This is a genomic window from Streptomyces sp. NPDC055749 (assembly GCF_053617235.1).
Map to the genome: position 1 here is coordinate 103,396 of NZ_JBSHFH010000007.1, position 22,330 is coordinate 125,725.

At 69.2% G+C, this 22,330-nt stretch carries 19 protein-coding genes, 2 tRNA genes and 1 pseudogene; 12 read left to right on the top strand and 10 right to left on the bottom strand.

What is annotated here, in order from left to right; all coding sequences use genetic code 11:
- From ACWGO0_RS07500 to ACWGO0_RS07535, 8 genes are all read left to right on the top strand, one after another.
- Complete coding sequence (locus ACWGO0_RS07500; protein ID WP_453529690.1) at nt 1–873, top strand: 2-aminoethylphosphonate ABC transporter permease subunit; 873 nt, start codon at nt 1–3, stop codon at nt 871–873.
- Nucleotides 860–1,657 (top strand): ABC transporter permease, encoded by a 798-nt coding sequence (locus tag ACWGO0_RS07505; RefSeq protein ID WP_453529473.1) that lies wholly within the window; start codon nt 860–862, stop codon nt 1,655–1,657. Before ACWGO0_RS07500 ends, ACWGO0_RS07505 begins: the two co-directional genes overlap by 14 nt.
- A 42-nt stretch (nt 1,658–1,699) precedes the next feature.
- Nucleotides 1,700–2,761, top strand: coding sequence for a 2-aminoethylphosphonate ABC transporter substrate-binding protein (locus ACWGO0_RS07510; protein WP_453529476.1), 1,062 nt, complete (start codon nt 1,700–1,702; stop codon nt 2,759–2,761).
- Nucleotides 2,762–2,937: 176 nt separating this feature from the next.
- Nucleotides 2,938–4,401, top strand: coding sequence for an alkaline phosphatase family protein (locus ACWGO0_RS07515; RefSeq protein WP_453529692.1), 1,464 nt, complete (start codon nt 2,938–2,940; stop codon nt 4,399–4,401).
- A gap of 120 nt (nt 4,402–4,521) precedes the next feature.
- Nucleotides 4,522–5,301: an HAD-IIA family hydrolase gene (locus ACWGO0_RS07520; RefSeq protein WP_453529479.1), complete on the top strand. Its 780-nt coding sequence runs from the start codon at nt 4,522–4,524 to the stop codon at nt 5,299–5,301.
- A gap of 106 nt (nt 5,302–5,407) precedes the next feature.
- Nucleotides 5,408–5,947, top strand: a complete 540-nt coding sequence (locus ACWGO0_RS07525) for a hypothetical protein (protein ID WP_453529482.1) — start codon at nt 5,408–5,410, stop codon at nt 5,945–5,947.
- Nucleotide 5,948: 1 nt separating this feature from the next.
- Nucleotides 5,949–6,650 carry a class F sortase gene (locus ACWGO0_RS07530; RefSeq protein WP_453529485.1) on the top strand — a complete coding sequence of 234 codons (702 nt, stop codon included), beginning with the start codon at nt 5,949–5,951 and terminating at the stop codon, nt 6,648–6,650.
- A 218-nt stretch (nt 6,651–6,868) separates the two neighbouring features.
- A complete protein-coding gene (locus ACWGO0_RS07535) occupies nt 6,869–7,906 on the top strand; it encodes a glycoside hydrolase family 6 protein (protein WP_453529487.1) in 1,038 nt (345 codons plus the stop codon).
- 27 nt (nt 7,907–7,933) lie between these two features.
- Here ACWGO0_RS07535 and ACWGO0_RS07540 read toward each other — a convergent pair whose 3' ends face one another.
- The 3 genes from ACWGO0_RS07540 to ACWGO0_RS07550 all read right to left on the bottom strand — a co-directional run bounded on the left by ACWGO0_RS07540 (nt 7,934) and on the right by ACWGO0_RS07550 (nt 12,292).
- Nucleotides 7,934–9,868, bottom strand: coding sequence for a galactose oxidase-like domain-containing protein (locus ACWGO0_RS07540; RefSeq protein WP_453529490.1), 1,935 nt, complete (start codon nt 9,866–9,868; stop codon nt 7,934–7,936).
- A complete protein-coding gene (locus ACWGO0_RS07545) occupies nt 9,865–11,745 on the bottom strand; it encodes a glycosyltransferase family 2 protein (RefSeq protein WP_453529493.1) in 1,881 nt (626 codons plus the stop codon). Before ACWGO0_RS07545 ends, ACWGO0_RS07540 begins: the two co-directional genes overlap by 4 nt.
- Before the next feature lie 473 nt (nt 11,746–12,218).
- Nucleotides 12,219–12,292: transfer RNA gene (locus ACWGO0_RS07550), tRNA-Lys, on the bottom strand.
- A 185-nt stretch (nt 12,293–12,477) separates the two neighbouring features.
- Here ACWGO0_RS07550 and ACWGO0_RS07555 point away from each other — a divergent pair.
- The 3 genes and pseudogenes from ACWGO0_RS07555 to ACWGO0_RS07565 all read left to right on the top strand — a co-directional run bounded on the left by ACWGO0_RS07555 (nt 12,478) and on the right by ACWGO0_RS07565 (nt 15,983).
- Nucleotides 12,478–13,770 carry a peptidoglycan-binding protein gene (locus tag ACWGO0_RS07555; RefSeq protein WP_453529496.1) on the top strand — a complete coding sequence of 431 codons (1,293 nt, stop codon included), beginning with the start codon at nt 12,478–12,480 and terminating at the stop codon, nt 13,768–13,770.
- A gap of 322 nt (nt 13,771–14,092) precedes the next feature.
- Nucleotides 14,093–15,232 (top strand): annotated as a pseudogene (locus ACWGO0_RS07560) (SPFH domain-containing protein); the annotation flags it as partial.
- Nucleotides 15,233–15,392: 160 nt separating this feature from the next.
- On the top strand, nt 15,393–15,983 hold the full coding sequence (locus ACWGO0_RS07565; RefSeq protein WP_453529499.1) for a lytic polysaccharide monooxygenase auxiliary activity family 9 protein: 591 nt from the start codon (nt 15,393–15,395) through the stop codon (nt 15,981–15,983).
- Between the two features lie 57 nt (nt 15,984–16,040).
- Here the strand turns inward: ACWGO0_RS07565 and ACWGO0_RS07570 are convergent.
- The 7 genes from ACWGO0_RS07570 to ACWGO0_RS07600 form a co-directional block, all read right to left on the bottom strand.
- Nucleotides 16,041–16,114 (bottom strand) — tRNA-Lys (locus tag ACWGO0_RS07570).
- Nucleotides 16,115–16,167: 53 nt separating this feature from the next.
- On the bottom strand, nt 16,168–16,926 hold the full coding sequence (locus ACWGO0_RS07575; RefSeq protein WP_453529502.1) for an IclR family transcriptional regulator: 759 nt from the start codon (nt 16,924–16,926) through the stop codon (nt 16,168–16,170).
- Nucleotides 16,927–17,092: 166 nt separating this feature from the next.
- A complete protein-coding gene (gene ehuA, locus ACWGO0_RS07580; RefSeq protein WP_453529505.1) occupies nt 17,093–17,926 on the bottom strand; it encodes an ectoine/hydroxyectoine ABC transporter ATP-binding protein EhuA in 834 nt (277 codons plus the stop codon).
- Nucleotides 17,916–18,557, bottom strand: a complete 642-nt coding sequence (gene ehuD / locus ACWGO0_RS07585; RefSeq protein ID WP_453529508.1) for an ectoine/hydroxyectoine ABC transporter permease subunit EhuD — start codon at nt 18,555–18,557, stop codon at nt 17,916–17,918. Before ehuD ends, ehuA begins: the two co-directional genes overlap by 11 nt.
- Nucleotides 18,554–19,288 carry an ectoine/hydroxyectoine ABC transporter permease subunit EhuC gene (gene ehuC, locus ACWGO0_RS07590; protein ID WP_453529510.1) on the bottom strand — a complete coding sequence of 245 codons (735 nt, stop codon included), beginning with the start codon at nt 19,286–19,288 and terminating at the stop codon, nt 18,554–18,556. Before ehuC ends, ehuD begins: the two co-directional genes overlap by 4 nt.
- A gap of 18 nt (nt 19,289–19,306) precedes the next feature.
- Nucleotides 19,307–20,209, bottom strand: a complete 903-nt coding sequence (gene ehuB, locus ACWGO0_RS07595) for an ectoine/hydroxyectoine ABC transporter substrate-binding protein EhuB (RefSeq protein ID WP_453529513.1) — start codon at nt 20,207–20,209, stop codon at nt 19,307–19,309.
- A 163-nt stretch (nt 20,210–20,372) separates the two neighbouring features.
- A complete protein-coding gene (locus ACWGO0_RS07600) occupies nt 20,373–21,332 on the bottom strand; it encodes a D-2-hydroxyacid dehydrogenase (RefSeq protein WP_453529516.1) in 960 nt (319 codons plus the stop codon).
- Nucleotides 21,333–21,499: 167 nt separating this feature from the next.
- On the opposite strand from ACWGO0_RS07600, the gene ACWGO0_RS07605 reads away from it, so the two are divergent.
- Nucleotides 21,500–22,264 (top strand): maleate cis-trans isomerase family protein, encoded by a 765-nt coding sequence (locus ACWGO0_RS07605; RefSeq protein WP_453529519.1) that lies wholly within the window; start codon nt 21,500–21,502, stop codon nt 22,262–22,264.
- Nucleotides 22,265–22,330 lie beyond the last annotated feature (66 nt).

The window sequence follows — 22,330 nt, forward strand, 5'->3', positions numbered from 1 at the left end:
CTGGTCGCCGGAGACGTCCGCCAGGGCTCGGCCGGGAGCCGCGCCCCGCGCAAGCGGACGACAGCCTGGATCTGGGCCCTGCCCCCCGTGGCCGTCCTCGCGCTCGTCTTCCTCTATCCGCTGGCGCTCGTCGTCCAGCAGTCCTTCACCCCCGACGAGGGCGGCACCTCACTCACCCCGTACGCGGACGTCTTCGCCTCCGAGTCCTTCCGCTCGGCACTGACGACCACCGTCTGGCTCGCCGTCGGCTCGACGGTCGGCTGTCTCGTACTCGGGTTCGTGCTGGCCCTGATCATCGCGTTCGTGCCGTTCCCGGGCGGGAAGGCGGTCTCCAAGTTCATCGACGTCTTCCTCTCCTTCCCGTCGTTCCTGATCACGCTCGCCCTGCTGTTCATCTACGGCACGGTCGGCATGGCCAACGGCATGTGGACCGGCGCCACCGGTGCGTCCGAGGGGCCCTTCCACTTCCTCACCACCCCGTGGGGCGTACTTCTCGCCGAGATCACGTACTTCACCCCGTTCGTGATGCGGCCCCTGCTCGCCGCCTTCTCCCAGCTCGACACCGCGCAGCTGGAAGTGGCGTCCTCCCTGGGCGCACGCCCCGCACGGATCGTGCGGAAGGTGATCCTCCCCGAGGCCCTTCCCGCGCTCGCCGCGGGCGGCAGCCTCGTCCTCGTCATGTGCCTCAACGAGTTCGGCATCGTGCTGTTCACCGGGGCGAAAGGGGTCACGACCCTGCCGATGCTCGTCTACGGCAAGGCGATCCTGGAATCCGACTACCCGGCCGCCTGTGTCGTCGCCGTCGTCAACATCGCGATCTCGGTCGGTCTCTACAGCCTGTATCGGATGGTGAGCCGCCGTGTTGGTGCATAGCCGGGCAGGGAAGTGGGCCACCTGGACCACCTTCTTCCTCCTCTTCGTCCCTCTGTTCGCGGTGCCGCTGCTGGTCATCGTCGCCGCCTCGTTCACCACGAACTGGTCCGGCGCCTTTCCCTCCGGGCCCACCACCAAGCACTACGCCGCCGCCACCAGCGGCGACTCCCTCCAGGCCCTCACCACCAGCCTGGTCACCGCGCTCTGCGCCAGCCTGCTGGCCCTCACCATCGGCTCCTGGGCCGCGGTCGCCGCCGCCTCGCTGCGCAAGCGCGGCAAGAGGTTCCTGGACGCGCTGTTCATGCTGCCGGTGGCCGTGCCCTCCGTCGTCGTCGGCCTCGCGGTGCTCGTCGCGTTCAGCCAGCCGCCGGTGCTCCTCAACGGAACGCGCTGGATCGTGATCCTGGCGCACACCGTTCTTGTCACAGCGTTTGCCTACCAGTCGGTTTCGGCCGCCATAGTTCGTCTCGACCCGATGTACGAGCAGGCGGCGGCCAGCCTCGGCGCGCGACCCGCGTACGTCCTGTGGCGGATCAAGCTGCCGCTCCTGCTGCCGTCGCTCACGGCCGCCGCGGGGCTCTGCTTCGCCCTGTCCATGGGCGAGCTGAGCGCCACGATGATGCTCTACCCGCCGGACTGGACTCCGCTGCCGGTGCAGATCTTCGCGGCCACCGACCGTGGCTCGCTCTTCACCGGAGCCGCGGTGGCCGTGGTCCTGATGGGCGCGACGCTGCTCGTCCTGCTCGGCGTCTCCCGCATCCGGACCAGGGCCTCGTACCGCTGATCCGCCGTACCCCCCTACTTACTTCCAGGAGATACGACACCCATGCGCAAGAACCTCCTCAAGCCGATAGCCGCCGTCACCGGCAGCCTCGCCCTCGCCGCCACCCTCTCCGCCTGCGGCGGCTCCTCGGCCGCGTCCGACGAGAAGGTCGTCACCGTCTACAGCGCCGACGGCCTCAAGGGCGAGAACGGCGACGGCTGGTACGACAAGGTCTTCAAGGACTTCGAGAAGAAGACCGGCATCAAGGTCGAGTACGTCGAGGGCGGCTCCGGCGAGATGGTGCAGCGCGCCGTCCGCGAGAAGTCCAACACCCAGGCCGATGTGCTCGTCACCCTGCCGCCGTTCATCCAGCAGGCCGACTCCAAGGGCCTTCTGAAGGCGTACGAGCCGGCCGGTTCCGACCAGGTCGACGGCGCCGACAAGGCCGCCGACGGCACGTGGACCTCGGTCGTCAACAACTACTTCGGCTTCATCTACAACAAGAAGGAGCTGAAGACCCCGCCGAAGACCTGGGAGGAGCTGCTCGACGGGAAGTTCAAGGAGAAGGTCCAGTACTCCACCCCGGGTGTGGCGGGCGACGGCACCGCCGTCCTCATCAAGGCCATGCACGACTTCGGCGGCAAGGAGCCGGCGATGGAGTACCTGAAGAAGCTCCAGACGAACAACGTCGGCCCTTCCGCCTCCACCGGCAAGCTCGCGCCCAAGGTGGACAAGGGCGAGCTGCACGTCGCCAACGGTGACGTCCAGATGAACTTCGCGCAGTCCAAGGACATGCCGAACCTCGGCATCTGGTTCCCCGCGAAGGGCAGCGGCAAGCCCACCACCTTCGCCCTCCCGTACGCGGCCGGTCTCGTCGACAAGGCCCCGCACAGCGAGAACGGCAAGAAGCTCCTCGACTTCATGCTCTCCGAGCAGGCCCAGAAGGACGTCAGCGCGGTCGGCGGCGGCTTCACCGCCCGTAAGGACATCGAGGCCACCGACGCCAACGCCATCGAACTCGCCGCGCTGCTCGACGGTGTGGAGGTCTTCGAGCCGGACTGGTCGGACATCGGCACCAACCTGGACAGCTATGTCGACGCCTGGAAGTCGGCGACGGGCAGCTGATAGTTGCTCCATCATTCACCGCACAGGTATGGACCGACGGTGAAGTGTAGCGGAATGATAACGGGTCTGGACCCACGCTCAACTCCCCGCCCACGGGTGGGGAGTTGAGCGCCCCCAACCCGATTCCGTTCTCGGAGGACCCCGTGTCGTCACGACTGTCCCGCCGTACGCTCCTCATGGGCGCCGCAGCCCTCGCCACCGCCGCAGGACCGCTCGCCGCGGCCACCGCGCGCGCGGCGGCCCGCACCCCCAAGGTCCTGGCCATCGGCCTGGACGGCGCCCTGCTCGGCCGGATCAAGGACGCCACCGCGCCGAACCTCGACGCGCTCATGGCGTCCGGGCTCACCGCGGCCAGTTCGATCTACGCCAACCCGCTGGCGCCCACCGTGTCCGGCCCCGGCTGGTCCACGGTCATCACCGGCGTCTGGCCCGACAAGCACGGCGTGAAGGACAACAGCTTCAGCGGGAGCAAGTACTCCCAGTACCCCGACTTTCTCACCCGGATCGAGACGGCGAAGCCCGCCCTGTCGACGTACGCGGTCGCCTCCTGGGCCCCCGTCACGGACACGATCCTCTCCTCGAAGGTCGACACCCGGGTCTCCACGCCCAGCGCCGAGTACGACACCGGGACCACCAGCCGCGCCGTCGCCGAGCTGAGGAACGGCAACCGCGACGCCGTCCTCGTCCACCTCGACAACATCGACCACGCGGGCCACAGTTACGGCGCCGCCAGCCAGCAGTACCTGGACGCCATCCGCACCGTGGACACCCAGGTCGGCCAGATGGTCGCCGCCGTCACCTCACGGCCCACGTACGCCTCCGAGGACTGGCTCATCATGGTCACCACCGACCACGGGCACACCGACGCGGGCGGCCACGGCGGCTCCAGCGCGGGCGAACGGCAGACCTTCCTCATCGCGAGCGGCGGTGGCATCACCGCCGGCTCCACCCGCCACGACATCAAGATGCCCGACCTCGCCGCCTCCGCCCTCGCCCACCTCGGCATCGCGATATCCCCGTCCTGGAACCTGGACGGCCGCCCCCTCCAGCAGCCCACCCCGGACGCCTTCGACGCGCTGAGGCCCCAGCTGACGACCCGTGTCGACGAGACGGGCATCGGCGCCGGAGTCCTCGGCTTCACCCACACCCCGCCCGCGGGCTGGACCATCGAGAACGGCGCGATGGGCACCGGCGGCGTGACCGAGTGGCGCGGCTGGACCTTCACCACCGACGAGTTCTGGACGGCGGCCGAACGCGACCAGTGGCGCGAGTCCAACATCCGCGCCCGCAACGTCTTCGCCGTGGCGGACGGCGACGAATGGGTCGACAAGAGCTACACCGGCACCTTCGACTCCACCCTGGTCAGCCCCGCGTGGCCGGTCACCGGCGGCAGCACGGCGGTCCTGCGCTACACCACCCACTACCGCCAGGAGGCCCCGCAGAAGGGCGAGGTCCTCGTCTCGTACAACGGAGGCACCCCCGTCTCCGTGAAGACGTACACCGCCGACGCCGTCGCCAAGGACGAGACGGTCACCCTCCAGGTCCCCTCGGGCGCCACGAACGTCAAGGTCCGGTTCCGCTACACGGCGGGCAACAACTGGTACTGGGTAGTAGACGGCGTCAAGATCAGTTCCTCATAACGCATCCGTTCCGCCCAGCCGGACGGGCGGCCTAAAATCGGGACGTCGGCGCTGCACAACGCGGTGCCGCCGGCGTCCCAGCACATCACGTGCACAGTACGTACGGCAGGAGCACGTCCCATGGCAGAGCGCAAGCCGATCGAATCCTGGCTCACGGACATGGACGGGGTCCTCATCCACGAGGGTGTGCCCATCCCCGGGGCCGACGCCTTCCTCACGAAGCTCCGTGACTCCGGCAAGCCCTACCTGGTGCTGACGAACAACTCCATCTACACCGCCCGCGACCTTCAGGCGCGTCTCACCCGCATGGGCCTGCACGTGCCTGTCGAGAACATCTGGACCTCGGCGCTCGCGACCGCCCAGTTCCTCGACGACCAGCGTCCTGGAGGGACGGCGTACGTCATCGGCGAGGCGGGGCTGACCACCGCGCTGCACGACATCGGGTACATCCTCACGGACTCCGACCCCGACTTCGTGATCCTGGGCGAGACCCGTACGTACTCCTTCGAGGCCCTGACGAAGGCCGTCCGGCTGATCAACAACGGCGCACGGTTCATCGCCACGAACCCGGACGAGACCGGTCCTTCGACGGAAGGCGTGCTGCCGGCGACCGGATCGGTCGCCGCCCTGATCACGAAGGCGACCGGCAAGGACCCGTACTTCGTCGGCAAGCCGAACCCGCTGATGATGCGGGCAGGGCTGAACGCCATCGGGGCGCACTCCGAGACCTCGGCGATGATCGGCGACCGGATGGACACCGACGTGCTCGCGGGCCTGGAAGCCGGCATGACCACGTTCCTGGTGATGACCGGAGTGACCCAGCCGGGCGACATCGAGCGGTTCCCGTTCACGCCGTCGAAGGTCGTCCCGTCCATCGCGGATCTCGTCGACCTCGTCTGACGGAGGACGGAGTACGGCGGGCGGGATACGGGGAAGGTCGCCCGACCAGGCCCCTGCGGATGCGAAATGCGGACGCGCGGGTGAACCTGCGAGAAGGAGGTTCACCATGCGTTCACTGCCCCTCACGTTCTGTGCCGCAGCGACGGTCGCGGCGACACTGCTGCCCGCGACCGCCGCCCTGGCCGACTCCGAGCCCCAAGGCAAGGTCTCGGTGACCCCGTCCGCCATAGCCCCCGGCGGGGAGGTGGAGCTCTGGGTCGACATCTGCGGCAAAGGCAAGGAGGCCAAGGGCAACTCCGATGCCTTCGTCGCGGAGGCCCACTTCGCGCCCGCCGACGACAAGGGTCTGTTCGCCGAGGCGAAGATCCGCTCCGATGCCGAGCCCGGCGACTACGACGTCTGGGTGAACTGCAAGGGCGGCAAGGGCAAGGCCACCGGCAAGATCACCGTCGTCCACCACCGCCAGCCCTCGCCCGTCGCACCCGTCAGGGCCGGCGGCGGTGGCACCGCCACCCTCGCCGACCAGGCAGCCGAGCAGGAAGGCCCCGGCACACGGCACGCCGTGACCGGGCTGGTACTCGGGGCCGTCGCGGCCGTCGCCGTCGCCTTCCGCAGCGCACGGCGCCGTCGCTCGGCCACGGACTGAGATGTCCGCCCCGGACCGCCCGGCAGGCACCGGGCGGCTGCTCACCGGAGTCGCCTGGGCCGTTCTCCTGCTGGGCCTGTGGCTCTGGGGCCGCGAGATCACCGACGGTCCCGGCGGCAGCTCCGCCCCGACGACCGGTGATGTCGCGGCGGTCGGGCGCCCCCTGGGCGTACCGCTGCCCCCGGCGCACGAGCCGCTCGACGGCGCCGCGCCGAAGCGGGTCGAGATCCCCTCGATAGGGATCGAGGCCCCCGTCGTCCGGCGCGGTCTGGACAAGGGCGGGGCGATAGACCCGCCGCCGTACGCGATGCCGCAGACCGTCGGCTGGTACGGCAGCGGCACCGAGCCGGGTGCCGAGGGCGCCGCGCTCTTCGTCGGCCACGTCGACACGGAGACGAAGCCCGCCGTCTTCTACGGGCTCAGCGCGGCCCGCCCCGGCGAGAAGGTCCGGGTGACCAGGGCCGACGGGACGATCGCCGAGTTCACCATCGACGACGTCCAGGTCTTCACCCGGGAACGCTTCGACGCCAGGAAGGCGTACGGGCCCCGCGAGGACGGCCGGGCGGAGCTCCGCCTGATCACCTGCGGCGGCACGTACGACGAGAAGTCGAAGTCGTACACGGCCAACGTGGTCGTCTCGGCCTATCTGACGGGCCAGAAGACCGCGGCCGAGAAGAGCACCGGCGAGAAGAGCCGCGTCTGACGTACGGCACGCCGCGAGGCCCAGCCCGGCCGGCAGCCCGCTCCCCCCGGAGCCGCCGGCCGGGTCCGCCGTAGCAGCTCCCCGGCAGCCCCCCGGCCAGTTCGCGCGAGCCCGGTGGGCCCCCGTGTCGCTGTGTCAGGATGGATGCGACCGGGAGTACATCGGCGCACCCGGAAACGGGTGCGACCAGTGCGACCAGTACACCCGAGGGGGAGTGGATGTACGGCAGTTACACCGGCCGGTCCGGCGCGCGCACGCGCCCGGGCGGCGGTCTTCGGACCGGCACCGCGGCCGTGATCGGCGCGGTCCTGCTAGTGGCGGGTTGTTCTTCGTCAGACGAGGGGGAGCCGAACGGCCCGGCCGCCATAGGCCAGCAGCCCAAGGGCAGCGACCCGTTCTGGGTCGACCCCGACGGCACCGCGGCGAAGCAGGTCGCCGGCTACGAGGAGTACGGCGACGACAAGAGCGCCCGCCTGATCAGGAAGATCGCACAGCAGCCGGTCGGCGAGTGGATCGGTCCCGACAAGCCCGAGGCCGAGGTGAAGGGTGTCACCGAGGCGGCCGAGAAGGCCGACCGGGAGGCCCTGCTGGTGCTCTACAACATCCCGCACCGCGACTGCGGGCAGTTCTCCAAGGGGGGCGCGTCCGACGGCGACACCTACCGTGCCTGGGTGGAGGACGTGGCCAAGGGCATCGGTGACCGCCGGACCACGGTGATCCTGGAGCCGGACGCGCTGCTGCACCTCGTCGACGGCTGTACGCCGCAGGAGTTCCACGAGGAGCGGTACGACCTGCTCAGGGGTGCGGTCGAGCGGCTGAAGAAGCAGCCCGGGACCACGGTGTACGTGGATGCGGGCAACGCGGGCTGGCAGAGCCCCGACGCACTGTTCGAGCCGCTCCAGCGGGCGGGCGTGGGCGACGCGGACGGCTTCGCGGTCAACGTCTCCAACTTCCAGACCACGGAGGCCAGTACGGCCTTCGGCAAGCAGCTCTCGGCGAAGGTCGGCAACAAGCCGTTCGTGATCGACACCAGCCGCAACGGCAACGGCCCCTACGACGGTGGCGACCCGGCACAGAACTGGTGCAACCCGCCGGGCCGTGCGCTGGGCGAGACCCCGACCACGAAGACCGGCGACGAGCTGGTCGACGCCTACCTCTGGATCAAGCGCCCCGGCGAGTCCGACGGCGACTGCAAGGGCGGCCCGAAGGCGGGCGAGTGGTGGCCGGAGTACGCCTTGGACCTGGCCGCCGGGTAGGCAAAGCCCACCGGGCGGCCCCAGTCCTTACGGCACCTCCACCCAGGTCCCCTCCGACGGTGTGCCACGGTCGTCGGTGACGAAGAGCATGTACCAGCCCGCAGGCACCAGGGCCCGGTTCTTCGGCACCGTCACCGTGATCCCGTCGGCCGTCTTCTTCAGGTCCAGCGCGACCGTCCGCTGATCCGTGTCCGTGACATGGGTGACCGCGCTGGGCCGCATCAGCTTCGCCGACTTCAGTGACGAAGCCTGCCGCGTCCGATACGTGCCCGTACCGCCCCGCGCGATCCGCTTCGGACCCGCCGTCAGCTCCGGGCGGGCATCGCGGAACAGATACGGCGGCGTGTAGATCTCGATCCGCTGCTCGAACGTGCCCGGCCGCGTGTTGTCCCGGTCCGAGTAGAGCGAGTCCGAGCCGAAGATCATGACCCGGCCGTCCGGCAGCAGCAGCGAGCCGGAGTGGTAGTTGCGGCCCACCGCCGGGTCCGCGACCCGCTTGTACGTGTCCGACTTCGCGTCGTACAGCCGCGCCTGGAGCACATCGGAGCCGCCGCGCCCGCGGTAGTCCTCGGAGCCGCCGGTGACGAGCAGCGAGTCGTCGGGCAGCAGCGAGGCGCTCGGATAGCGGGTGCCGTCCGACAGCGCCGCGCCGTCCTCGAACCGCGGCTTCTTGGCCCCCAGGTCCACCAGCCGGGACTTCTCGCTGGACTTCTCGGACTCGCCGACCCCGCCCCCGCCGATGACCATGAACTTCTCGTCCTGGGCGGGAGGCAGCCGTACCGTCGCCGAGGTCTCCATCTTGTCCGGGTCGCTCAGCCCGGGGATCTTCGTGAACCTGTTCGTCGCCAGGTCCCAGACGCCGGGGTGGCGGCCCACGTTCGCGGGCCCGTACCCGGCGTTGGAGCCGGAGTAGAAGAGCTTGCCGCTGTTGAGGAGGAAGACCGCCGGGTAGGTGGGGAACTTCCGGACGATGCCGGTGTACTCCCACTCCTTGGTCTCCGGGTCGTAGATCTCGTCCTTGCCGGGCACGATCTGCCCGATCTCGTCCAGACCGGAGAGGGCGAGGACCTTGCCGTCCTTCAGCGTGGTCAGCGTCGGATACCAGCGGGCCTCGTTCATCGGGTCGACGCTGATGTACTTCTCCGCGACCGGGTCGAATTCGTAGGCTTCCTTGATGCCCTGGAAGTCCTTCTTGTCCAGGGCGAGTTTCTGCGCGATCCCGTAGACGTTACGGGTGTCGGAGCCGGACAGGCCGGCGATCCGGTAGTTGTCCTCGGTGCCCGTCTCGTACTTCGCGCCGGACTGCTTGGCCTCGACGTAGATCCGGCCACGGCCGGGCTCGTTGCGTACGAAGGCGCCGGTCACCTTGTCGAAGACCTTCGTGGCCTTCTCGACCAGCACGGGGTCCTTGGAGACGAACGTCTTGCCGTTCTCCTTGCCGGTGAACCGGGTACCGGCCGGCAGGGTGACCGGCTTGTCGGGGTCCTCGTTGTGGACGATCATCAGGCCGCCGGCCTTGGTGACGTCGCCCTCCAGCTTCTCGTACCGCTTCGTGCCGCCGGCTATCAGGAGCTTGCCGTCGGGCAGTTGGGTGTGACCGGCGCAGAACATGTCCTTGGGCGTGGGTATGTTCTTGAACCCGTTCGTCTTCGGGTCCCACAGCACCGACCGGAAGCTCTTCGCGTCGAAGTTCTTCTGGTTGTTGCCCGAGCCCGCGACGAGCAGCACCTTGCCGGTGTGCAGCAGCGCCGCGTGGATCGTGTTGATCCGGAACTCGGCGGGGACGTCGAGGAAGTCCCAGTGACCGTTCGCCGCCTTGTACTCCGAGGTGTTGATCTCGTACGTGTGATAGCGCTCGGTGCCGAAGCGGTACAGCCACGGTCCGTTCGCGCCGGCGAGCGCGACAACCACCGCCGTACTGATCGCCAGTCGGCGGGCACGGCGGCTCGGACGGTACTTCATTGGTTACGTCCCCCAAGGGCGATCTGCATGGTCTGTTCGCTGTCGGCAGGTCCCGGCCGCTCCTGCGGTTCCGCCCGGCGCTTCTTCTTCTCGGCGCGGACGGTGTGCCGCCAGCCGAAGATCGGCGCCGCCGTGATGAGCAGGGCGAGGCAGGCCCAGGTCAGCATCGCGGGGTGGCTGTGGCCCAGGAAGAAGGACGCGGCGATGGAGCCGCCGAACACGAGAAGGAAGAAGAGGTGGATGCGGAAGGTGCCGAAGAGGGTGTCCGGGCTCGACGAGTCGCCCTTGGGCGTCACCACGAAGGAGCTCTTGCGGCGAAGGACGGCATCCATCAGGGAGCGTGCGTAGATCGGCGCGGAGAGCGCCGACATCATCATCCCGGCGAGTCCGCCCGAGCCCTCGGGCTCGTGCGGGGAGACGTTGTGGCGCCGGTTCCAGATGTAGAGACCGATCTGGAGCGCGGACGCGTTGCCGTAGAGCATCATCCAGATCACCGGGTCGATCTGTACACCGGAGGCGCCCATGCCGAGGAACAGCGCGCAGCTCAGCGCGGCCAGGATCCAGTTCATCGCCGACATCGGGTAGAAGATGATCATCATCGTGTAGTTGAAGAGCTTGCCCGCGGGGAGCGAGAACCAGCCCTTCCAGTACTGCTTGAGGATCGTTTCGTACGTCCCGCGCGACCAGCGCAGCTGCTGGGTGAAGAAGTCCGTCCACGCGGTGGGACCCTCGCCGACGGCCAGCACGTCCGGGGTGTAGACCGAGCGCCACTTCTTGCCGGTGAGCGGGTTGCGGGCGCGGTGGATCTCGAAGCCGGTGGCCATGTCCTCGGTGATCGAGTCGTACAGACCGCCGATCTGCTTGAGGGTCGAGATCCGCACGGCGTTGCTCGTGCCGACGAACATCGGGGCGCCGTAGCGGTTGCCCGCGCGCTGGATCAGCGCGTGGAAGAGGAACTGCTGCGACTCGGCGGCCTTCGTGACGAACGTGTCGTAGTTGCCGTAGACCTGCGGGCCGATGACGAAACCGATGTCCGGGTCGCGGAAGTAGCCGAGCATCCGCTCCAGATAGTTGGGCAGCGGTACGTGGTCGGTGTCGACCGAGGCGAAGAAGTCGTAGTTCCCGCCGTGCGCGTCGAGCCAGGCGTTGTAGTTGCCGTGCTTCGTCTTCGCGCGGTGCGGACCCTTGGCCTGGTTCCAGTGCGCGACGCCCTTGCGGGAGAAGTGGTGCACACCGAGCCGGGCGCACACCTCCTTCACGGCGGGGTCGTCGCCCTCGTCCAGCAGCCACACGTGCATGAGCCCGCGGTGCCGGATGCGCACCGCGGCCTCCAGCGTCTTCGTCACCATCTCCAGGGGTTCCTTGCCCGGGACGAAGGAGGTGAGGAAGGCGACCTTGGTGCCCGTCTCCGGCACCACCGGAATCGGGTCACGGGCGACGAGTGTGGCGTGCGCGTTGGACAGGACGTTCATCGTGCGGAACAGCTCGATCAGACCGATCGAGACCAGCATGACGATGTCGAGGATCAGCAGGGTGTCGTTCTCGAGGTTCGGATCGCGTTCCGTCCAGTGCCCGGGCTGCATCAGCCAGGCGAAGAGGCCGAGCGATACGAGAGGAGCCGCGCCGAGGAGCAGCGCGGCCCGGAAACGGTGCGGTTCCTGTGAGAGCAGGGAGCGGTAGCGGACCGTGTAGGGTCGGTCGCTTTCGGGCTGGGTCAGGGGCCCGGCGAGCCGGCTGTAGTGCTCGTAGTCGTAGCGAGGCAGCGCCTTGTTCGTCCGGCGTCGCCGCTGCCCGGCCCGCAGCTGCGGCGGTATCCGTAGCTGCGTGGTCCGGGAAGCGTCGTTGTCCGGCCGGGCGCCTGGCGGCGTCGACGTCATGGGTCATCCCCCCGCACGCATGGTCAGTGCGTGATTGGTCGGTTCGTTCGTGTGCGATGGAGCCCCCTGGAACACCGCACACGCACACAGTGGCGGGTCACCTTTTCACAGACATGGAAAGGTGGCCTTCCGGTTGCATGATGCCCCCTCGGCATTCGTCCATGAACGGGACCCCCATCCCGCGGTACACGCAACCGGTACATCACTCTCCGCTGCCCAACTGGCCGGTGCAGCGGCCCCCTTGGAGTCGATGGCTCCAGGACAGGTTGTCCGACTTGTGGTGTGATCGCAAGGGTGAAACTTGGTGTTTAGCTGCCATACGTGCGGTTTGACCACTGCGCGGGGAGTGAAGCGGGGAGTGAAGGGGAGGGGCGCGCGGGGGCGCCCGCAGGGGCTCGCGAACCGCCCGTCCACCGGCGCAGGGCACACGAACAAGGCCCCCTCACGCTGGGTGAGGGGGCCTTGACTCTGCGTGCGCCGTCAGGGACTCGAACCCCGGACCCGCTGATTAAGAGTCAGCTGCTCTAACCAACTGAGCTAACGGCGCCTGCTGACCTGGAGAACTCTACCCGATCAGACACCGTGCCCCTGACCAATTCCGCCGCGCCGCGCCCTGTGGGATGGTCGTTTTTTCTCTTTGATCCGTCAAAATGCGATATGTCAGGAGAGTTGAGACACTGACGCCCGTTGCAGATGCGCCCAAAGATCTTGACGAGTGCGGAGGGGAATCGCATGACTGTGCCGGTCTTCGAGGAGTACGAGCCCGCTGTCGACTGCTCCTGTGCGGGGTGTGCCGCGCAGCGGCGTACCGCGGCCAGGGCCCTGTCCACGCGGCACGGCGGACATCCGGCGGCGCACGGCGCACGCCGGGCGCTGGTGCTGGTGACGGCCGCCGGAGTGGTCCTGTCCAGCGGGGCCGCGGAGGCGGCGACCGCGACGGGACACGCCGCAGGCCCCGCCCGGACGGACGCGTCGGCCGATCCCGAACCTGCCACCCCGCAGGGCGAGAAGGGTCCGCTGAAGGGTTCCGGGGCCTCCGGCCCACCGTCCTCGAAGCCGGAGCTCCGTAAGACCACGCGGGCCGACATCATCAACCGGGCCAAGGTCTGGGTCTCGGCGCAGGTCCCGTACAGCATGGCGAAGTACTGGTCGGACGGCTATCGCCAGGACTGCTCCGGCTTCGTCTCGATGGCCTGGAACCTGGGCGGCAACGAGTGGACCGGCAGCCTCGCCCAGTACGGGACGCGGGTCTCCCGGGAGGAGCTCCAGCCCGGCGACATCCTGCTCTTCCACAATCCGGCCGACCCGTCCAAGGGCTCGCACGTCACGATCTTCGGGGGCTGGACCGACTACAGGCACACCCACTACACCGCCTATGAGCAGGCGCGCCCGCGCACGCGCAAGCAGGCGACGCCCATGGCGTACTGGAACAACTCCGACCGGTATGTGGCGTACCGCTACAAGGGGCTCACGAGCGGATCGGGCGGCAGCGGCTCCTCGACCTCCTTCCCGGGGGCGGGGAAGTTCGGCCCGGGCGCCAACAACAAGTACGTCACCCAGCTCGGCAAGATGCTCGTGGCGCGCGGCGGCAAGCGCTACTACACGGTGGGTCCTGGACCGCGGTGGAGCTCGGCGGACCGGCGTGCGACGCAGGCGTTCCAGAAGGCCCAGGGCTGGAAGGGCAAGGAGGCCGACGGCATCCCCGGACCGCAGACCTGGCGGCTTCTGGCCAACAGCACCGGGCGCAGCATCCCCGCCGCCGGTGCGGGCGGCAGCCAGAACGCGGCCCCGGCGTTCCCCGGCCGCGGCTATTTCAAGCCGGGTCAGTCCAACAGCCATGTCGCACGGCTCGGCAAACAGTTGGTGAAGAAGGGATACGGCACGTTCTACGCCTCGGGTCCCGGGCCCCGGTGGACCGAGGCGGACCGTCGCAATGTCGAGGCGTTCCAGCGGTCCCTGGGCTGGCGCGGCAGCGAGGCCGACGGCTACCCGGGACCGGAGACCTGGCGGCGGCTCTTCGCGTGACGGCACGGACATGACGGAGGCGGGAATGCGACCCACGGTGTCGGACAGCTCCGGATTCCCGGAGAACGGAAAGGCAGGCCAGCCGGTGAACGGACACGAGGACGCGACCGAGGTCCCCGCCGACACGACCACCCCACCCGGGACCCCACCGCACGAGGGGGAGGACCCGGAACGGGCGGGCGACACGGTGGTGGATCTGGTGCTCGATCTGATCCCGGCCGTTCCCGTTGCCGCCTCCGTTCCCGCGGCCGGGCTCGTCACCGCGTCGGGGTCCGGGGGCAGGAGCGGGGCCACCGACACCGAGAACTGGTGGGACACTGGGCGGCGGCACCCGGTCATCGCCAACGAGTCCACCGCCTCCATCCCCGTACACCTCCTCTTCCGTGACGACCGCGACAGCCGCGACAACCGTGACGGCCGCGACCCGGACGCGGACACCGAGCGCGGCGACCCGGCCGCGCTGCCCGCGTTCGTGACGCGGCGCGCGCAGCCGGCCCGGCGGCCACCCCTGCCGCGTACGCCGCAGGTGCAGGCGCCGACCAGGCCCGCACCGCTCGGTGACCCCCGGCTCGCCGAGCGGCCGGGGCCCGCCCTGCCCGGCTGGGCGGCCCTGCTGACCGGGGCGACCGGCACCGTCGCCGGCCTCGCCACCCTGTGGTGGTCCGGGGCACTGCCCGACGCCGTGCTCACCCGCATCGGGGCCGGCCCCCGCCCGTACGACGGCATCGGCATCGGCGCCTGGGCGCTGCTCGCCCTCCTGACGACCGTGGTCCTGTTCGCCCTCGGCGGTCTCGGCCGCGGCCGGGTCGGTCATGCCTGGGTGCTGACCCTGTTCGGCGACTACCGGGGAAGCGTCCGGCGCACCGGCCTGGTGTGGGTCTCCCCGCTCCTGCTGCGCCGCCGCGTCGACGTACGGCTGCGGCACTGGCGCAGTGAACCGCTGCCCGCCGTGGACGCGAACGGTACGGCGCTGCGCGTGGTCGTCCTCGTCGTCTGGCGGATCAAGGACACCGTGCGGGCCACGCTCGGCGTCGCCGACCACGAGGAGTATCTGCGCGAGCAGGTCGAGGCGGCGATGGCTCGGGTGCTCTCCCAGCTGCCGGCCGACGCGTTCCACGAGGACGCGCACACCCTGCGCAACGCGGAGGCCGTCGGTGACGCGCTGACCCGGATGCTTAAGGCGGACTGTGAACCCGTGGGCATCGAGGTGTACTCGGCGCAGCCGACCGGAATCGAGTACGCCCCCGAGGTCGCCGCCGCGATGCAGCGCCGCCGGATCGCCGCCATCGACGCCAAGCACCGCGACAGCGTGCTGACCTCCGTGGTCGACGCCGTCGACGACACGGTGCACCGGCTCACCTCGCGCGGCATCGTGGAGCTCGACGACTACGAGCGGAAGGCGCTGGTGAAGGACCTGACGGTGGCGTTCTACACCGGCCGCAGCGGTGGGGACGGCGCCTGAGCGGGATCCTCCAACTCCCCGGCGGCGTACCGGAATCGGATGCTCATTGGTCTGGACATGTTCACGTCGCGTCAATAGCCTATGACTTGGTCTAGACCGCACCACACGCGCGCAGAGCAGAGCTCATGGAACCTCCCCCACGTTCTTGAGGAGCACAAGCATGCGGAAAAGGGCAAGCGCGGCCGTGATCGGCCTGGCGATAGCGGGCGCGTCGATGTTCGCGACCAGCAGCGCCAGCAGCCACGGCTACACGGACTCCCCGATCAGCCGGCAGAAACTGTGTGCCAACGGCACCGTGACCGGCTGCGGGTCCATCCAGTGGGAGCCGCAGAGTGTCGAGGGCCCGAAGGGCTTCCCGGCGGCCGGTCCGGCCGACGGCAAGATCTGTTCCGCGGGACTCGGTCAGTTCTCGGCGCTCGACGACCCGCGCGGCGGCAACTGGCCCGCGACCAAGGTCACCGGCGGCCAGGGCTACAGCTTCCGCTGGCAGTTCACCGCCCGGCACTCCACCAGCGACTTCCGGTACTACATCACCAAGCAGGGCTGGAACTCCACCCAGCCGCTCACCAGGGCCGCACTGGAGTCACAGCCGTTCATGACGGTGCCGTACGGGAACCAGCAGCCCCCGGCGACCCTGACCCACCAGGGCACGATCCCCACCCAGAAGACCGGTAAGCACATCATCCTCGCCGTCTGGAACGTCGCGGACACCGGCAACGCGTTCTACGCCTGCTCGGACGTGCAGTTCTGACGTGAAAAGCGCAGTGGGCGGTTCCCGACGAATCGGAAACCGCCCACTGCGTTGTCGTGCGCCGTCAGGGACTCGAACCCCGGACCCGCTGATTAAGAGTCAGCTGCTCTAACCAACTGAGCTAACGGCGCCTGCTGACTCGAAAATAATACCTGCTCTCCAGGAGTGCTCGCGACACACGTCCTCAGAGCGCCAGCGACAGCAGTACGGGCGCGGCCCGCCGGTTCAGGGCGTCCGCCGCCGACCGCAGCCGGTGCGCGTCCTCGATGGGCAGCGAGAGCGCCAGGCATCCCGCCGACGACCCGGCGGTCAGGGGCACCGCCGCGCAGACCGTGCCCACCGCGTACTCCTGGAGGTCCAGCATCGGGACCGTCGCGGGCTGGCTGTCCAGCTTGGAGAAGAGGACCTTCTCGCTGGTGATCGTCCGCGAGGTGAGCCGGGCGGTCTTGTGCCGGGAGATGTGGTCGCGCCGGCCGTTCTGGTCGAGCTGCGTCAGCAGGCACTTCCCGATCGCGCTGGCGTGCGCCGCCGACCGGAAGTCCACCCACTCGTTGACCGCGGGCGTCAGGGGACTGTCGGCCATCTGTGTGACCCGGATCTCACCGTCGACGTACCGGCTGAGATAGACCGCGGCGCCAACGGAGTCCCGCAGCTGCACCAGGGTCTGCTGGAGCTTGTCCTCCAGGGCCTGCCGGCGGGCCGCGCCGGAGCCGATCAGGAGGAGCGAGGCGCCGATCACGTACGCCCCGTCGGTGACCTGCTCGACGTACCCCTCGCGGCGCAGCGTCAGCAGGAGGGAGGCGAGGTGGCCGGTGGGCAGCCCCGTCTCGCGGGCGATCTGTACGTCGGTCACACCGTTGCCGTGTTTGGAGACCGTTTCGAGCACGCGCAGGGCGTACTGCACCGAGTGGAACGGTGCGGTCGGCTCGGGCTTCAACGCCACGGTGTCCCCCTACCAGGTTGTGACCGCAAGCTTTCGCTCCACGATAGCCGCCAAGAGCCCCTTACGGGGCTCCTGTTGGCGACTTCACGGTGCGCCCCGGCCCTGTCAGCTGGGGCGCACCCGTCTGGCATATGCCCACGTCATTGTCGGTGCACCAACAGCGTGGTCACAGCACCGCGTTGAGGAACTCGCGCGTACGTTCGTGCTCCGGATCCGAGAAGATTTTTTCCGGAGATCCGGACTCCACGACCCGTCCGGCGTCGAACATCAGCACCTTCTCCGACACGTCCCGGGCGAAATTCATCTCGTGGGTCACGCAGAGCATGGTGATGTCGGTGGTCCTGGCGATGTCGGACAGCAGATCCAGCACGCCCGCCACCAGCTCCGGGTCCAGCGCCGACGTCACCTCGTCGAGCAGCAGGATCTCCGGCCGCATCGCCAGCGCACGGGCGATGGCCACCCGCTGCTGCTGACCGCCGGAGAGCTGGGAGGGATGCGCGTCGGTCTTCCCCGAGAGGCCCACCAGGTCGAGCAGTTCGCGGGCCCGGCTCTCCGCCTCGTCGCGGTCCATGCCCAGCACGCTGACCGGCGCCTCGGTGATGTTCTGGAGCACCTTCATGTTCGGGAAGAGATTGAACTGCTGGAAGACCATCCCGATCTTCTTCCGGGACTCCCGCAGCTGCTTCTCGCCCGCGGGCTTCAGGGAGCCGTCCGCCGTGCGGACGTGCGACAGCGGTGAGCCGTCCACCCAGATCACCCCGTCGCTGACCTTCTCCAGCGTCATCAGCAGCCGCAGGATGGTCGTCTTGCCCGAGCCGCTGGGGCCGATCAGGGTGACGTGTTCGCCGCGCCGTACGGTGAAGTCCAGCTCGTCCAGGACCACATGGTCGCCGTAGCGCTTCACCACCCGGTCGAAGCGGACCAGCGGTTCGACGCCGGTCGTCACATGGCCCAGGGCCGCGTCCGCGGGCTCCTTCAGTGGAGCAGATTCAGTGGCCAAGGCGCTTCTCCAGCTTTCTCATCAGTAGCGAGGTGGGGTAGCTCGCGACCAGGAACACCAGTCCCGCGAGCGTGAAAGCCTCGGTGTACGCGAAGTGCTCGGCCCCGTACTTCCGGGCCTCGAAGACCATTTCCTGCACCGTGATGACGGCGAGGAAGGGGGTCTCCTTGAACATCGAGATGGCGTAGTTGCCGAGCGCGGGCAGCACGTTGCGTACGGCCTGCGGCAGGATGACGGCCTGCCAGGTCCGGCGGGCCGGCAGTGAGAGCGCCCGTGCGGCCTCCCACTGGCCCTTCGGCACACCGTCGATCCCGGCGCGGTACACCTCGGAGGTGTACGTGGCGTAGTGGATGCCCAGCACCACGATGCCGACGGTCAGCGGCTCGACGGAGCTGAAGACCGCGGCGGCGCCGACGAGTTGGACCAGCAGCGGGGTGGCGCGGACGAACTCCATCGCGGCGCGTACCGGCACCGTGACGAGCCGGCTGGGTGCCCGTCCCGCGACCGCGATGGCCAGCCCCAGGACGGCGGCCACGAGGGTGCCGAGGAGCGTGGCGATCAGGGTGACCTTGAATCCTTCGAGCACCAGGGGCAGGGCGTCCCCGGCGGCGCTCCAGTCGAAGCCGTTCACCGGGCACCTCCGGCGGTGGTGGTGGCCGCGGCGCTGCGGCTCTTCAGCAGGCTGCCCGGACCGGTCGCGAGGCCGAGCCGCCGTTTGGCGGTCCGTTCCAGCAGATTCATCAGCAGGGTGAGCGCGTAGGCCAGTACGAAGTAGACGGCCAGCAGCGTCAGATACGCGGTGAGGGTCTCACCGGTGCGGTCGCGCAGCTGCTGGATCACGGTCATCAGATCGGCGGCGGAGATCAGCCACAGCAGCGGGGTGCACTTCAGCAGCTGGATCAGCAGATTGGTGAAGGAGGGGATCATCTGCACCCACGCCTGCGGAAGGATCACCTTGCGCAGCCGCCGGGAGGGTGTGAGGTTCAGCGCGAGGGCCGCCTCGTACTGTCCGCGCGGTACGGAGTTGATGGCCCCGCGGACCACTTCGGAGCCGTACGCCCCGTAGTTGAGGCCGAACGCGACGACGCCGCAGAGCACCGGCGTCAGCTCGTAACCGGTCAGCTGCGGCATCGCGTAGTAGAGCCAGAACAGCTGGATGTAGAGCGAGGTGCCGCGGAAGAACTCCACGACGGTCCGCGAGACCCCCCGCACCAGGAGCAGCCGGCTGCCGGCCATCAGGCCGAGGGCGAAGGACAGGAGCAGGGCGAGCAGGGAGCCCAGCACGGTGGCCTGGAGGGTCACCCACAGGCCGGCGCGGACCTGGGGGAGTTCGTCGAGGAGAGTGGAGAAGAAGTCACTCATACGGTGTGGTCCGCCCCGTCAGCCCTTGCACAGATCGGCGGTCTTCAGCGTGGCCGGCGGGATCTCCGTCGCCCCGAAGCCGTACGGCTCCAGCAGGCTCACATAGCGCGACCTGTCCGAGACGATCTTCTTCAGCTCGCGGTTGAAGGAGTCCCGCAGGTCCTCGTTGCCCTGGCTGAACACCGCGCCGCCGGGGGAGAACTGCTTCTTCCCGTCCAGCTCCGGCAGGAACGCCTCGGTGACCTCGGTGTCGGGGTTGGTCTTCGCGAGCCAGCGCAGCGAGATGCCGGTGAGCAGGAACGCGTCGATGCGCCCGCCCTTGACGGCGTCGGCGCCGTCCTGCGGCTTCTGCAGCGTCTTGATCCTGTCCTCGGCGATGCCCGCGCCCTTGGCGTACGAACCCTCGACCGCACCCGACATCACACCGACGGTGATCCCGGCGGCCTTGGCGGAGGCCAGGTCGGTGACCTTCTTCGGGTTGCCCTTCTTCACCATCAGCGCGGTGGGGGAGATGAACTCCGGTTCGGAGAATATGGCGTTGGCGCACCGCTCGGGGGTGATCGCCATACCCGCGCTGACCACGTCGTACTTCCCGGCCTGGAGCCCGGGGATCAGACCGTCCCACTCGGAGAGGGTGGGCTTCAGCTCGTCGACGCCGAGCGCCTTGAATATCTCGCGGTGCAGCGTGGGCGCCTCGCCCTTGAGTTCCTTGCCCTCCAGGTAGCCGTACGGGGCCTCGTTGGCGTAGGCGACCCGCACGAAGCCCTGCTTGCGGAGCTTTTCGAGGGCGCCCTCGCCCTCGACCGCCCCGGCGTCGGTCTTGCTGCACGCGGAGAGCACGCCGGGAACGACGAGCAATCCGCCCACGGCTGCTGATCGGTTGAGGAAACCCCGGCGGGACAGATTCGGGAAGTCAGCCATGGTTCGCAATCTCCTGGAGGTCGAACAGTCCGGACAGGGTGGGCGCCTGCCCGATCCCGTACGTCTATGCAGGAAGAGGCGGCATGTAACCCAACAGTGGCCGGAGAGTGACCTTTTCGTGCCCTTTCATGGGCGGAGTGCGACCAGGGATGCGCGGGGCGTATTACTCGGTGCGGTCGATGGAAGGGACGTAACCCTGTTCCTTGTCCACCACGTTGGGCAGCGGCAGACCCGCCGCCCACAGCTCGTACATGTCCACGAACTGCTCGCCCAGCCGGTCGCGCCAGCCGACCGTGTCGCCGCTCATGTGCGGTGAGACCACCAGGTCCTGGACGTCCCACAGCGGGCTCTCCGGTCCGAGCGGCTCCTCCTGGAACACGTCGAGCGCCGCCCCCGCGATCCACCGCTTGCGCAGGGCGTCCGCCAGATCGGCTTCGACGACCACGGGACCGCGCCCCACGTTGACGAACACGGCCGAGGGCTGGAGCAGACCGAAGAACCGGGCGTCGAACATCCCGCGCGTCGACTCCGTCAGCGGCGCCGCGCAGATCACCCAGTCGGCTCGGGCAGCCAGCCGGTCCAGATCCTCGATGCCGTGGATCGTGCGCCGGGCGCTGCGCGCCACGAGCGCCACGATCACGCCGAGGCCGTGCAGCAGCCGGGTGATCTCCCGGCCGATGGGGCCCGCGCCGACGACGACCGCGCGGGTGCCGGAGAGCTGCCGGACCTCGCGGTGGCGCCACTGGCGCCGGCGCTGCAGCTCCAGCGTGCCCGGCAGATCCTTCGCGAAGGCGAGCACCAGACCGGCGACGTACTCGGCGATGGGCAGTTCGAAGACGCCGCGCGCGTTGGTGACCACGGTGTCGGACGCGGCCAGTTCGGGACAGAGCAGCCGGTCCACGCCCGCGCTCGCCGTATGCACCCAGCGCGGGCGGGGCCCGTCGCCCGGCCAGGCCCTGCGGACCGCGTCCGAGGTGAAGTCCCACACCAGCAGGGCGTCCGCCGATGGAAGCTCTCCGGCCAGACCCCGTTCGTCGGTGTAACGGACCCGGACCCGGCCTGCAAGCCGGCCCAGGCGTGGCGACGGTTCGGTGTCGAGGACGAGGAGGGTGGGCTCAGGCATCACTCACCACGCTCGCACCGGAAACCCGCCGCGTCAACGGAGCCGCCCGGTCACGCTCCGTGTGCACTCCATGATGCGGGTGCGCACGCAGGAGGAATACTTGGCAGGGGCGAGGGCAGCGGTGACGGATCACGCGCTCGCGCTCAGGACGCACAGGAAGGGTGGACATGACGACCATCGGACTCCTCTACCCGGGCCACTCCGCCGAGGACGACTTCCAGCGGATCGAGGTCATTCTCGACAGCGACATCCGGCTGCCCGTCTTCCACACCGAGATCGGCGAGGACACCCACAGCGCCGAGGCCCTGCGCGCGATGGGCTCGGCCGACCGGCTCGCGGCGGGCGTGGAGGACCTGCGTCTGGCGGGCGCCGAAGCGCTCGTCTGGGCCTGTACGGGCGGAAGCTTCCTGTACGGCTGGGAGGGCGCCCACGAGCAGACGGCGACCCTGGCCAGGGCGGCGGGCCTGCCGGCGTCCAGCACCTCCTTCGCCTTCGCGCACGCGGTACGGGAGGTGGGGGCGGCCCGCGTCGCGATCGCGGCGACCTACCCCGAGGACATCGCTGCCTCCTTCGCCCGCTTCCTGGAGGCCGGGGGCATCGAGGTGGTCGCCACCCGGGGCAGCGGGATCATCACGGCCGCCGAGGCGGGCACCTGGGACGGGCTGCTCGTGAAGGAACTGGGCGTCGCGGGGGACCATCCGGACGCGGACGCGGTGCTGCTGCCGCACACGGCCCTGCACACCGCCGCGTACATCACCGAACTGGAGGAACTCCTCGGCAAGCCGGTCCTCACGGCGAACCAGGTGACGGTCTGGGAGGGGCTGCGGCTGGTGGACCGCCGTATCTACGAACCGGAGCTCGGCGCACTCTTCGCCACCCGCGTACCGCCGCCCGGCGCCACCGAACGCCGGGGCATCGAGGTACGGGAATAAAGGGTCCGGAATAAACGGAGCCATCCTCCTGTTGGCTTCTTCCGTTACGTACGCATCACCGGGAGA